A 14,049-nucleotide genomic window follows, 5' to 3' on the forward strand; every position below is an offset into this window, starting at 1 on the left:
TGCCGTGTACCAAGTTAAGGCTTGGTAAAGATGCTAGTAAAGATTCTATTTTTTAAATGACTAGTTTTATCAGACGAACTCAACCTAGTACAATGAAAAATACATTCCGAAGAATAATTCGCTACTTTAAACGAAATGAATTTGAGAAAATACTTGACAAGCTGGTATACGAAATCCTAACCAACCTAATAGGGAAATCAAAGCCAAAAAATAGAGTAATAAGCACAGTTCGCAAAAGTATGAATTATGTGTCCATCAATCTATCACAAAATAACAGTTGGAATGGTAAACCAGAGGACTTAGTTAAGGAGGTTAGCAGATTAATAAGGGAATACTTTGACAACAACCATGCTTCGATATTTTTAAGAACCAGACTGAACAACATCAGCTTTAATGTAGATTATGGTGAAGAAGATGTTTATAATGAAAACGTTCAGATATTTTATGGAACTACACTTTTAAACGGGTCTAAAAAACCGAGGAAATTAACATTTCGCCAAAAAGTCTATAATAGTATTTGGTTCTGGCCAACGCTGATTGCCTCATTAATTACTGCAGTACTCATAACTGCATCAGTCCAGCACTTTTATCAAGCTGATGAGATCGAGCTAACCAAGATCGAGGCAATAAACCAGAGCATCACATTTGTAACCGGAATATTCGGATCATTTATCATGACGTTTTTAATGACGAGGGTATTAAATCTTCGTCAGGAAAAGATAAAGCGAGCTCCTCAAATAAAGGCTTTGTCAGAAAAATTGGCACAGTTCCAAAAGATTTGTTACCATTTAATCAATGACCATCGGTTTTGGCGGGATAGTCAAGATTACAAGTACGCAAAAAAGATAAGTAATCGAATATCGTACTGGGATTCAAAAAGCCTTGTTGCCCATGAGGATGATGCGCATTTTAATTATTACAGGTCATTAATTGGGCTACCTGGGCATCGCACAGATGTTATTTGGTTGTATTTGCAGCTAAATATGTTTGCAGATTTAAACCCAATGCAAAACCTGAATTTATTATATACAAAGCACCCACCTGTTAAAATTTATTCTTTGAAAGAGATAAACGAATTTTTAGACTTTATTGAATATAACGAAATATATAATTATCTTGATAAAACGACGGACGTTCCAGAATACAACGGTCAGACCAATTCGGGCACCAGTATCGTCGAAGCAGCAAAACGTATTGATCCAGTAAAATTTGCTGCCGCAACATATTCTAAAGAACTACTAATCGCCGTTGCGGATGAGATTCAGAACCAGGTACTCCCAAATCTTTATCACCTATTAGTACTTAACGAAGACAGGCTACCGATTTCGGTACGTTATTATTTTTATTCAGCAGTCTCCATTATTTTTTTAACAGTGATTTGGCCCATCACCTACAAATTGTTTTTCAATGACCAACTGCTTTTGAATATTGGCAGTATAATCCTATTGGGGGTATTTGTACACATTCTTTTAATGTTAAGAGTATTCTTAAATAGCGAAGCAACGCTGCGTTTACCAGATGATTATAGATAACCGTTTAAGTATTGAAATTAACGACAAAAGAGATAACCATGCTTAATTTATATAGAGGCGACAGTATATTTAATACGAAATCAAAACCAGCGAGGTATAGATCAGAAGGGCTTACTTCGAGTGCGTTTGGAGGCGGTGGAGACCCCAAGAATATTGAACGAATAAGTTTCTTAGAAACGGTAAAACAACATATCGATCACTTAAAATCTTACGAAAAGGACTATTTTAAGATCACCGACTATATTTCATTTTCAGGGCAAGAGGAGATTGCGCTACGCTGGTCTGCTGATTTAAAACCTGACGAACTGGTTACCTGCACTTTACCCTTTACCGAAACCAGATATGTGTTTCACATACAAATACCAGAAAGCGAATTAAAAGTGATATCTACAGGAGTTTGGGAGTTTAATTATGCCTGTAATAAAGATCTTAAAAGCTCAAATATTCCCGGTGATGATTTAAGGACTTTTGCACTTCGGTATAGTACCTGTCCGTTATGTGACTCTGTCTCAAAATTGCATAGCCTAATGCTGGTAAAACCATCTATGTTCATGTCTGATCTGACGAACGTAGCCAAATATAAAAGAGCAAATAAATTAGCTGATAAAAACGATGAATGGATGATACTACCAAATGACCTAATCGAACATGGTCTTAGAGGAACCCGAATCCCACGGGCGGATTTTTGGCAAGCAAGGCATTATCTATTACAAACTGAAATTGGTTGTGAACGAATTATAGAATATGAATACTAATGGGCATTAAAGACATTTTAGCAAAATATGATGATCCTACATTAAAGATATTTGATGAAACGGATGTTAATTCTGAACTCAACCGGTTGCCAGGTCTGGGAGAAAAGAAACTGCCAACTGAGGATATTGGCGAATTAATGGCCTTTGGATTTTATGAAGATTATCAAGACAGGAATACGGGATGGGGTACATATTTCGGTCCGATGATTGTTCGTCCAAACGGGGATGGTACAGTTTCAGAGTCTCCATCCATTAGATTAGTTACCCCTGAAATGCTAACTTACTGGCTTGGACGTTCAGAAGCAGCACAGAACCCAATTTTAGTAGCCCGATACAGCGGATTGGTTTGGGATTTTACAAAATATGTTACCGAAAAAAAGCCCTTAGCCACTGTTGCAAGAATATATATAAATGCCGTAAATCGCATAGCAAATGAGAGATATTACAAAGTTGAGGTATATGTTTTTACTAAGCTAAAAAGAGCTCTATCAATAGCTATTCTTTTAAAGGACAAAGTTCTTATAAGCGAATGCAAGAATACTATCATTGCATTTGAGAATGCCGTCTCGGTTGATAATTTACCCGGTATTTGGGGACATGCGTTCGACATGCTCGTTTTTAATAAACAAGTTGAACTTACGGTTTCAGAAGAAAAATCAATAATTGATGAATTGGAAGCAAAACTTGATCGGTTGCTGTCTTTTAATCAACCAGATTTAATTAATTATATCTGGTCTGCGCAAAATTCCGCCACTCGGTTGGGTGATTACTACAGAAAAAAATCAGATAAAGCTGCCGTCAAAAGAGTAATATCCAAGTTTGCATTATCATCGATATTAGCAAACAAAGATAGTTCAGTACCCCAAATCGCCGGCAATGCAGAAGAAATCTACAAGTTGTATATGAAATACAACATGAAGGAGGAAGCGGCAGAAATGCTTTTGAAAGTACGAGAGCATAGTACAAAAGTGCCCGCCGAGATGAAGCGTGTGGGAGCTGAAATAACAATACCGAATGAAAAAATAAAAGAATATCTCGATGGGATGACTTCAGGCAGTCTGGAACAATCGTTATACAGATTATTGATTACCTATATCCCCGTAACCGAAACTGCGACGAAACAATTACAAGATAGATTCAGCAAAGCCCCGATTTCCTACCTTTTTACACAACAGTTAGTTGACAATAAGGGACGTGTTATTACTACCATACCACCTTTAGCCGAAGATTTTGAAAGCCATCTTTTGCGCGAAATATCTAACGACATGGTAATTCAAGCAATAATGTTAAAAATTCTTGTAGATAATCTCATAGACAAATACGGCCTCAACAGCAACGATATTCTTTTAATGTTGAAAGAATGTCCAGTTATTTATGGTAGCCGGACCAAAATTATTGAGAGAGGGTTAGACGCCTATTTTGCAGGTGATTATATGGTAGCGGTCCACCTAATTGTTCCGCAAATTGAAGAAGCAATCAGAAATGTAGTTGAACTGGCCGGGGGTAATGTTTTAAAGGAATCAAGAAGCGGGGGATTTCATGTGCGAACATTTGATGATATTTTGCGTGATCCCATTATCTCAGAAGCGCTTGACCCGGAACTTGTCAACTATTTTAAAATTTTATTTACAGATCAGCGTGGATGGAATTTGAGAAATAATGTTTGTCATGGTATGACTGATTTTGAGGAATTTAACTATAAAACAGCTGACCGCTTAATTCATGCCCTACTTTGTCTTTCTTTCATCAAAGAGATTGAAGAATGATGTTAAATACAGTTGTAAATTAAAATTTTGGTTGAAGCATGGGAAACTTAGAAAGCATTGCAAAAGAACTAAAGGCTGAAATCGGCCAATACCACCCAGATTTGTTTGCCAGCCGCATTGTTTCGATCATTCATGGATTGACACATCCCTGGAATCAGTCAGTAATTAAGGAGTTAGTTTCTCCTTTAAGACAGTTACTTTATTTGCTCAATTTAAATTTGACATCTCCGGTAAAAAAAGAGTACAAAGAGGTTTTTTTTGAAGGTTCGGATTGGACTCATTTGGTAGGATTGCTAAAGCAAATGGAAATCATTCATCAGAATGAATATGGTGAATTGAAACCGTTCGCTGATGAATTGTTTAGTGATCTATCTGAGGATGAAGTTTTGCGGAGAAGGCTGATTGGCGTATCAACGTATAATGCGTTCTTTCATCAAGGGCCTCTACATTTTGAGGAGCAACTAATTGAAAAAATAGCAGAGATATTTAAAAACTTCAACTCTGAACTGAAAATAAAATTTGGGTGGGATTCTGTAGAGTTTTTGTCTTTATATGACGGTCTGGATAATCTGCGTCAAGATAAGGAAGACAGTGCTTTGATGAAAAAACCGCAAAAGAAAGAACCGAGTTTAGAGGAGTTTAAACAAAATATCAACGATGCCCTGAAAAATGGCAAGTCTTTTCAAGAGGCAATGATGGAAGCTGCACCTTTTGACACTTCAATTTTTGAATATCAAAGCAATCCATCAAGCGTTAATATATTCTGTAAAGCTGATTTAGACGATTTTTCTGAAGCTTTGTCAGATGCATTGCTTGCGAACTTTACAGTTAAGAGAGCGGAAATAGACTCATTCCAATTTTTTAGCCAGCCAAACCAAATTCTCAAAAAGCCTATTTACGAATTAGGTAGTGGCAACTACCTAATTGTGGATTATAGACTACTCCTTAGTGCAATGTTTTCATTTTTACAGCAGAAATGTTCGGAAATAATTAAAAAACCCAATAGATTAACAAGTGCAAAAGATAAATACTTGGAAACAAAAGTAACCGAAGTGTTTACTGATTTTTATAAACAGGATAAAAATGCTAAAATATTTTCGTCATATTATCTGGATGGTAGTGAACGTGATCTTCTGGTTTTATCAAAAGATACTGTTTTGATTATTGAGGCCAAAGCCGGAAACATTCGGGAACCAATGTTTGATCCAGATAAAGCTTACGCAAAAATATGGTCTGATTTCAAAGATACAATCGACTATGGCTATGAACAAACGTTTTCCGTGAAGGAAAAATTCCTGAAGAAACAAAGTTTTGATATTACTGATGACAAAAAGAAGATTTTGCATTCAATTGATCCTGGTATTTATAAAAATGTTTTTTCAATAATTGTAACATATAATAAGTTTGGGCATGCTCAAAACGACTTGTGGCTCATGTTAGACTTATTTGATGAAGATGACGAATATCCTTGGTCTGTGTGTGTGGATGACTTGGAGATTTTTCTTCTGGCAATGAAAAAACTAAATTTCTCTCTAGCTGATTTTACTCGATATTTAAAACTTAGGTCACAGTTACATGGCAATCTTGTTGTAAATGATGAAGGCCGAGTGATGGGACATTTTTTAACAAATAAAAGATTTCAATATAATAAGGTCACTTACAGATTTGTAGCAAGCGACGATATAATTTTTGATAAACTTTATAGCACCGGTCTCGGTTTCAAAAACGAACGACGACTAACAATGAAGCTAGACCCACGTATAAGAAAATTATATTAATTACAAGGTTTAACATCTATTTAAAATACTTACTCTTGATTGCTGAATTCAGATTGAGCAGTCTTGTTAGTTCGTATTTGGAATAACAATGTGATACATTCACCCCAATATTTCGATTGAAGCCGTCGAGCATATCATATAATGTTGCATCAATCACTGCTGTAGTAAAAACACCATATCCTTTTGCCCCGTATTGAATGATAACATTTGCCGCATCACCAATCTTTGATGCAGAAAGTGATGAGTTTTCAGAAAGAAACTTGCACTGAAATATATATAGTTCTTGTTCTTGTGTAGGAGTCCTCCTAGTTTTGACAACTATATCTCTTCCTCCGTCTCTCGAACGAGATTTGCCCATCTTTTGAATAGTTGAAGAATCAAAATTAGGATGGCAATACAATATGTCATAACAAAGCTCTTCAAATGAATTATCATTCAATATAGAAAAGTTGCAATCGCTTGTAATCGCCGATGCTATAAGGTTTTGTATTTTTGAAAATCTTGGATTTAGATATTCGTAAATCCCCTTAAGTTCACCAAAATTCAACATCTCATTCTGAAAAAAAACAAGTTTATATGACTTGTATTCAAGAGATGTAACACCACCACATTGTGATAAATAAAATGTTAGATTTTTTTCATCTATGACTGAGATAATTCTTGGCTTTTTTTTAGTTGAGTGTGTCTTCCTTTTTTTGCCACCGAATATATCATATTGAACAATTATCTGACTGGCTATTGTTGCGGACTCTTGTGAGGTAATTAAATTTTCGATGAAATTGATGCCATTAATTAATTCAGGCATCTTTCTGAAATAAATTGCGGTAAAATTGTTTAGTAAAATTGTCGAATATTGATAATTAATCCTATCTGCAGCCTCAAGTATAACTTGGTTTTCAAGTCCCGAATAGAGGCTTAATGTAGTTGTCAAGTCCGTATGGGGAGGTATGACCCAATTATCAATAGAGAAATAAATAGTTTCATTGAAAGACTTACTGATAGGATTTTTCCAATAACCATAGCGGTGTTCTGGATTTTTCTTGTAAATCCTGCTTAAAAATAAATTCTCTGGTTGTGTTTGATTGGAGGCTAATTCTAAATAGCCTTGATTGATTAAGTTGGCCCAATATCCATTTATCAGCTCGGGAAATGTGAATTCAATGCTTTCGATACAGGTTTCGTAAGATAGGATTTCATCCATAAATGAAATTCGATCAATTTCGCCGTATACATCAAACTCTTGTGTTAACATTTCTTTGAGGTATGTCATATAGCTAATAAAAGATTTCAGATCATGACATTTGCAGGTAATTTTAAAATCTGTATAATACTTTTCTCTTGTTACAAGTTTACTATCTAAAACAATAATGAAAGGCACTAACTTTTCACAACAATACGAAACCTCAGAATAGTCGGATACAATGTCCAAAATACTTTGAGAAAAACCAATCGATTGCAATGGAAATGAGAGTTCAAAGGCTTTTTCCGCCAAGATTTCCTCCACTAATTGATCAATGCAGTTTTTATCAAAATCTGTTATAAGATAGTTTGTCATTAATTCTTGCATGCTTGAGGTTGGGTTTTTAGATACTCATATACACAATAGGCTTTTTTGCACCTAAATATTTTAGGAATGTGTAATAGTAGGACACAAAATTTCCGCTTTAATTAAAGGTTCATAATATTTGACTTCACGCTCCATATTTGCTTCATAGTCGGACTTTTACCTTCATTCAGCTGTTTTGCAATCTCATCATATACCGAGTAGAACTTTGCTCCCTTGACCTTGGCGATTTCTCGTTGACGCTGAAAGGCTGAAACTATATTTTCCGAATTTTCGATGCATTTGTTGTATATTCCAACGACTATTTCAAAGGAACGGTACCAATCTACATCATTGGTTGTACTATTCTTGTCAAAAAACTCGGGATGTGAAATTCTTACAAGCTGTATGGTTTCCTCTTCAAAATCCAGATAATCAGAAGTGATATCGTTTTTATTGACGATACAGTTGATGATGTGATCTATCTTACTCCGTTGCCCTGGTTGAAGTGTTTCAGAAAGGAGCAATCCAAGCCGCTTATAATATTCTGCAGTTCTGGCAAAGATCTCTACATTTCTTTTCAAAATGCTGAAGTCGGCAAATTTTTGTTTTGATTTTTTGGATAGTCTTGCTTTTAGAGCCTCTTTCGTAATCGTATATTTTTCTAATATCTTGGCCGCATCATGACTACCCATATAGGCTGCGATCTCTTGGCTTTGGGAGATGTTTTCCCAAAGTTCCTTACGTTTTGAGTACTCTCCAAAATCGTCGCTATCCGCATATTTTTTGATAAGATCGTTCATTAGTTCCATCATTTTTTTCATAAAGATGTTGAAGTCATCTTCCAAATCCTCTTTGAGCCAAAGCTTACCGAGGTCAAAAATTTTCCCGCCTTTGCTGCCGTCGGTAAATTTATAAAGAACGGAAATCGAATAGGGTACCACTGCAGAGCGAATCTGCCCAATAGCATTTTTGCCCTGTCCATACAGCTCTTCGAGATTTCTAAAAAGGATGATCTTTGAAATAAGCATTTCATAGAAGTTCCTGTCGATATCGGTTTTTCCTTTCCCATTTTCATCTCCGCTCAACGCTTCGATAAAATATTTGAATACCTTATCTCCTCCTTTTTTCACAACATAGGGCTGATCTCCCCAAGCGGTGAAGTACTTGCCAAGCTGTTCTTTGGAGAACCTTACCTCTTTGGGGTAATCTTTTTCCGCCTTTCCTCCCATACGAATCAGGGTACTAAATTCTCCCTTTGATTTCTCAAAGAACCATTTTTTGCCACTTGGCATCATCACACTATCCGACAACGCCTTTATTTTATTCAGCTGGGGATTGCGTGAGCCTAGGTCAACAGTGGAAACTTTTGTTTGCGAATTTGAATACTTACTGATTTTTGATATCAGGTCATCGAGACCTTCCTCACTTACATTTTTTGCGACATTGATTTTAGCCATCACCCTTACCTTGTCTACGGAAAAACCATCCTTTCTGGTAAAAAAGATACTAGCAGTAGTCTGTCCTCCATTGACGATCTGGAAATCGGTAAGCGATCTGATGTAGGTCTTTCCATCGATTTCGACGGTTTCTTTTCCAGTGGAAGTAACTGTGATGCCGTTGTTAAAAGCAATGAATTTTTCTGGGTTCAGCCGTATGGTTTCTCTAATACCAGCATTGGCACCTTTAAACTGTAGAAACGACCTTACATTCTTTTCAAGCAATCTGGTACTGAACTTACGGTATAAGTCTGCAAGGATAGTTGCAGGAAGTACGCATAAATATGATTCAAAATGGTCTTCATCGGCGGCCTTTATCGCCTCGATCTTGTAATTGAAATCTTTTTCAAAATCGATGACAAGCGCCTCCCTTTGTCCGCGTGATACTTCTACTGTATAAAGAAAATTCAGGTCTATCAGTCTTTTAATGATCAATAGGCTCTTTGTTCTTTTCGTACGGTCTTTTGTAAAACTAATAGTCAGCTCTTCATCTTCAAATTCGAATTTTTTTGGCTGCGGGAGCGTTCCACGGTTTTCAACTGTTGCAGTGGCAGAAATAAGAAAGATTTCGACTACGTCAAACTGCTCGGTACCTTGGTTTGATGCCATCTTTGCCGCGAGCGCCCTAACGGGACTTGACAATTGGAGCTCGTCGTTGAGGTAGCCCTTAAAAGCTTTGTTTACAAATCTGGTTGCCCGTTTGAATTGGCTTTCATAGGAAGATCTTGTCGATACTGTTAAAGATTCGTTGTTGGCTGCCAGATCGATTTTGGTTTCATCCACTAGAAAAAGCTGGAGCCTTTCCCCAGAATCGTTCTCGGAATAGCCATTGATCTTCAGGTTTTCTTCGTTGTAAAGGTAATAGCTTTCGTTGCACTCGTCGCTATCAACAAGTTTTGCATCGAACATCAGGGGGAGTACCTGTGCAATGAAACGGTTCTGGTTTATGAAGCCTTCGCTATCTAATGCTTCATCCAGTAACCTTTTCCTAAAATTTAAAAATTCCTCTATCTGCATTACATGTACCTTTCTGAAGTTTTAAAATTGAACAATTGACGGACATCTAAGCTGTAGGATACCTCAGCAATCCCTGAGGGGAGCATTGAGGGCGTGATTTTTGGAAAATCCTCATGCAAACAGTCATAAGTCTCTATCTTTTCTACTACGAATCTGAGATGCTCATATCTCACTAAACCGTCTCCAAGGAGACCTTTTTGTGCCAAGGCCTTCACTAAGATGCTGAAATCGCCATTTTTGTCCCACACTAATGTTCTTAGCGTGCTGATTAGCTGTGAAAGTGATATTCCAATAAGATAATCTTGGTTTACGCTAATAATACAAAGCTCAAGATCATTGTCATCGGTTGTTTCTAATTGGAACTCACTAGAGATGTTGATCTTGTTTTTTGAGCCAGCTTTTGTTTTTACCTCAATAAATCGCCCCTGTAACTCAAAATCATTTCTAGCATCAAAGGGTCCTTTCCATGACTCAAGAATCAGGTCGATGTCGACTGGACTGGTCTGAGAAATCATCTCTCGCAGAAGCACTAGTTCGCCAAAGAGACCTTTGATCATCTCGTCCGACAAACCCTGCATATCAAGCGCAGTAAAGAAGCCACTCCACCTGTAAAATGACTTGATGAACTCATTGACATATTCATCCTGTGATTCCATATCACACACCTTATGGTACAGAGATATAACCAGATCGTTAAAAAGGTCGTTGAATTCAGGATTGGCAAGTTTCACGACCACATGGTTGCTTTCCTGATAAAAATCAATTGAAAGGTTTTCCTTAAATATTCCCTTAAATTTGAAGTCACGGTTTTCTGGGCAGACAAGGATTAGCGTTCTGCAATCGGTTCTATCTGTGGCAAGATATATGTCTGGGATGCTTTCGCTTGAAATCCTTATCGATCGGAAACCGCTATCTAGGGGCTCGAGGGCTTCTACTTTTGCCCACTGAGATGTTAATTGTTCTATTGTCATCGTTAGCGGCTAAATATTGTCTTCAGGTAGTGCAAGATCGCTTTCGTCGACCTCATCAAGTTCTTCATCAAGATCAAGTTCATAATCTCCATGAACATATCTCCCACCAGGGTCATCTTCGATAGGCGGGAAACCAATCGCCATACCAACAATCGGGATATTGAGGTCAATCCTTTCTTGATCAACAAGCTCAGCGAATTCTTGGTCCTCATTACCTTTTTCCTGTAGAAATGTATAATACGAATCAAACAGATAAATAATCAACAGCCCCTGTTGTGGTGGCATTTTCTCCCTATAGACTCTTTCGGGTATGGTGAGCTTCTGTGCCGCTTCTTCGGCTTGCTGCGTTGACCAATCCCTATTTGCGAGTTTGAAGTTTGCCGACCGCTGGCTTCTGAAGTCGGCAATTGCCGCATCCTTTTCTTGCTGGGTTAATAAAATGCTCAAATCGGCACCAGAAGAGATGATGTTGGCTGATTTTCCGGCTGCGTCAAATATTTTAGTCTCCTGAAATTTCTTTCGGAACTTTTTTGCGCTGGGCGAACCTGCGCCAGGACCGCGTCTAATACTCAAGGTAATCTCTTCAGGAAGTCCGCTTTCGAGTTTGGTAAGCTTACCCTTCCCCGTGGTCACATTGGCCTGTCCGGTAGTTTTTATGGCGATAGTCCAATTGGTAAGATATTTCTTTTCCCTGCATAGCTCGATGAATTTTACCATCGTGCTTCGGTCAGCTGGAGTAAAGTTATTCTCAGCCTGTATAATCTCGATTACGCCTTGGGCATCTGTAGTTGTAGAAAGGAAACCGTTTTCAGATGTACTAAAAGTATGCTTGGCAATAATGTTGTCCCTAAAACTTCTCCAGACATTTTGAATTTTTTCGCTATTAATCTGAAAAGACGTGGTCTGTTCGAGTTGATCCTGATAGGACCAGTTCACTTCTTTTGTCCCCCTCAGGATGGCTGGTCTGGTTATCTTAAGAGTTCCTGGATGCTTTTTCACGCGCAATATAAAACTAGCAGGCGTTTTTTCCTTGGCCTCCATTTTTTTGAACTCTACCTCGAGTTCTTCTATGGCTCTGGTAGTAGAGTTAAATTTGTCAACAGAGTCCTGTGTGATGAACAGTTTGCAACAGTCTAAGTAACCGGGCCTGTATCCGAACCATCGTCCCATCTGTAGTAATGTATCTGAATAATTGGTGGAGCGGATAAAATAGTTTATGGTTAATCCCTCCAAGGTGAAGCCCCGAGAAAGTCTGTTTCCACCTATTGCAATCACTTTCTTAGGTGCGTTTGAAGGGTATTCAAGTTTGTCCTTGGTTACATTGTTGATAGCTTTTATTTCAATATTTTTGACCGCTTCCGGGATATAGGACTTCAATGCTTCAAAGCTGATGGGCGCCATGAACTTATCTTCGTAATTAACGGGCAGATAGTTCTGGATGGATTCGATGATCGTCGCATAGTATTCATACCAGTAATTTTCGAAAAGCGCATACACCGAATTCTGCGACGTCGGAAGGTCTATGCCTATTTTGCTTTCTAGGTCGCTTACGAAGTCTTGAACAAGATCCCTAGTTCGGTTTTGCCAAAAGGTAAACCTAGAAATGTGAATAAGCATGGTATTATGCGGATTGAAGAGCGCAGACTGGAGCATATTCTTTTTTCTGCTCTCACGGATTGCCGTGGCTAGGATAAAACAAATGATGCTATCCTTGAGCGACTTGGGCAATACTCTTGGAAACGGATCGTCAGATTTACTGGCTCTTGTGGAATTTTTGTAATCGTGATAGTCTTCAAACTCCATGTAGCCACCATCCTGTTCGAATTCGAATCGATCTTTGTAATGTTTTATAGGAACAAGTTCGCCATCTTCGTTCCTCCATACCCTTGACGGAAAGGAAGCCATATAATCATCGACTACTTCTACAAGTGGGATTTTTTCGGTTTGGTAATCTTCAATTGCAGTTTCAAAGATCTGTTTTGCACCTATATAGTTAGATGGTGGATTTAAAAGGACAATAAAATCATCTGGGAAAAGATAATCTTCTTGGTCCAACAGTTTTTGCTTGAAGGTTCCATCCGCTTCAAGCAGTTTGGTATCGATGACCCATTTAGCTTCACTTGCTAGGTTTCGATCCTGTAAAACGTTCGCAAAAGGTGTTGCCGTATAACCCAAATAGGTTTTTTTGTTGAAGAGGCTCAACAATGCACGGATGTGGCCGTTTATTTTGGAGGCGTATTCCCTTCCTTTCTTTCCTTCATTGTTCAACGACGCATTATCGGCCTCATCGTCTACAATCAACAGTGGTATATCATGTTTGGCTACGTCTTCGCCGATGAAGTCGTGAAGCCAGATGATGAGGTTTTTCAGCACCCCAACATTTTTTTTACATACAAGGATGCTGGTATGGTTGATAGAGAAATCTGCGTCCACAAGATTTTTGTTAAAGTCGGATTTTGCCGATGTTATCGCAATCACCTGCTCGACGTTATTGTCCCCGAGCTTTCCGAACCTATGGATTTTTCCTACACCTTTGGTCTGGTTCTTTTGTGTTTCAAGGTTCTGCCCCTCTCCGATAACATCACTTTCCAGCCTGAGTTGTGTCTGGCTTCGCAGATCCTCCATGATTCCAGAAAGGACGATAATTAGGCCGTAACCAAGATCAATCGAGCGGTTAATTACCGCATTGAAATTTCCTGTCTTGCCAGATTGAACGCTACCAACAACTAGACCACGCGTATAAAAAGCCTTTGTCCCCTTAGGATTGCCCATTTTTTCGACAATTGAAAGACTGGAATCTGAGATTTCGCTTACCACTTTCTCGCTCCGTCCCGTTTTGCTTAGCAACTTTAGGTAACGGTTAGTATAGTTCCACTCGAAATCTGGCCCAAGATAATCGTCCGTCAGCCAAGTCTGGAAACCTTGTTTGGTTAGTGCATGACTGGGTTCGATGACGATCGGATTCACAGAAAGGTATTCTTTGAGCGCAGTAGCAAAATATTGCAGATGGGTAGTATCATCAATCAGAGGATATTTTAGGAGCGAGAAGATGGTATTAGCTGATGCTTTTACCGACTCAAAAATCCCATCAAAGAAAGCATGGTCGAGCTTATTGCCAACAGCGTGTTCTTTGGCTTTTGTAGCGATAAGATTTTTTAGGATCTCAATATAGCTAGAGTAGTTCATAT

8 protein-coding genes are annotated in these 14,049 nt (G+C 38.2%); 4 read left to right on the top strand and 4 right to left on the bottom strand.

The window, feature by feature from the left end; genetic code table 11:
• The first annotated feature begins 92 nt into the window (after positions 1-92).
• From R2Q59_RS17680 to R2Q59_RS17695, 4 genes are read left to right on the top strand one after another with little or no spacing between them, the layout of a single operon-like run.
• Complete coding sequence (locus R2Q59_RS17680) at positions 93-1,532, top strand: hypothetical protein (RefSeq protein WP_316786628.1); 1,440 nt, start codon at positions 93-95, stop codon at positions 1,530-1,532.
• Positions 1,533-1,543: 11 nt separating this feature from the next.
• Complete coding sequence (locus R2Q59_RS17685) at positions 1,544-2,287, top strand: hypothetical protein (protein WP_316786630.1); 744 nt, start codon at positions 1,544-1,546, stop codon at positions 2,285-2,287.
• Positions 2,287-4,053 (top strand): DUF4209 domain-containing protein, encoded by a 1,767-nt coding sequence (locus R2Q59_RS17690; RefSeq protein ID WP_316786632.1) that lies wholly within the window; start codon positions 2,287-2,289, stop codon positions 4,051-4,053. The genes R2Q59_RS17685 and R2Q59_RS17690 overlap by 1 nt, the downstream gene beginning before the upstream one ends.
• 38 nt (positions 4,054-4,091) lie before the next feature.
• Positions 4,092-5,831, top strand: a complete 1,740-nt coding sequence (locus R2Q59_RS17695; RefSeq protein WP_316786633.1) for a hypothetical protein — start codon at positions 4,092-4,094, stop codon at positions 5,829-5,831.
• A gap of 16 nt (positions 5,832-5,847) precedes the next feature.
• Here R2Q59_RS17695 and R2Q59_RS17700 read toward each other — a convergent pair whose 3' ends face one another.
• From R2Q59_RS17700 to R2Q59_RS17715, 4 genes are all read right to left on the bottom strand, one after another.
• Positions 5,848-7,398, bottom strand: coding sequence for a hypothetical protein (locus R2Q59_RS17700; RefSeq protein WP_316786636.1), 1,551 nt, complete (start codon positions 7,396-7,398; stop codon positions 5,848-5,850).
• A 101-nt stretch (positions 7,399-7,499) separates the two neighbouring features.
• On the bottom strand, positions 7,500-9,890 hold the full coding sequence (locus R2Q59_RS17705) for an AIPR family protein (protein ID WP_316786637.1): 2,391 nt from the start codon (positions 9,888-9,890) through the stop codon (positions 7,500-7,502).
• The gene (locus R2Q59_RS17710) at positions 9,890-10,861 is read right to left on the bottom strand and encodes a PD-(D/E)XK motif protein (RefSeq protein ID WP_316786638.1); all 972 of its coding nucleotides are present in this window, start codon (positions 10,859-10,861) and stop codon (positions 9,890-9,892) included. The genes R2Q59_RS17705 and R2Q59_RS17710 overlap by 1 nt, the downstream gene beginning before the upstream one ends.
• Before the next feature lie 9 nt (positions 10,862-10,870).
• Positions 10,871-14,047 carry a Z1 domain-containing protein gene (locus R2Q59_RS17715; protein ID WP_316786639.1) on the bottom strand — a complete coding sequence of 1,059 codons (3,177 nt, stop codon included), beginning with the start codon at positions 14,045-14,047 and terminating at the stop codon, positions 10,871-10,873.
• Positions 14,048-14,049: the final 2 nt, after the last annotated feature.

The organism is Pedobacter frigiditerrae, assembly GCF_032678705.1.
Taxonomy (GTDB): Bacteria; Bacteroidota; Bacteroidia; order Sphingobacteriales; family Sphingobacteriaceae; genus Pedobacter; species Pedobacter frigiditerrae_A.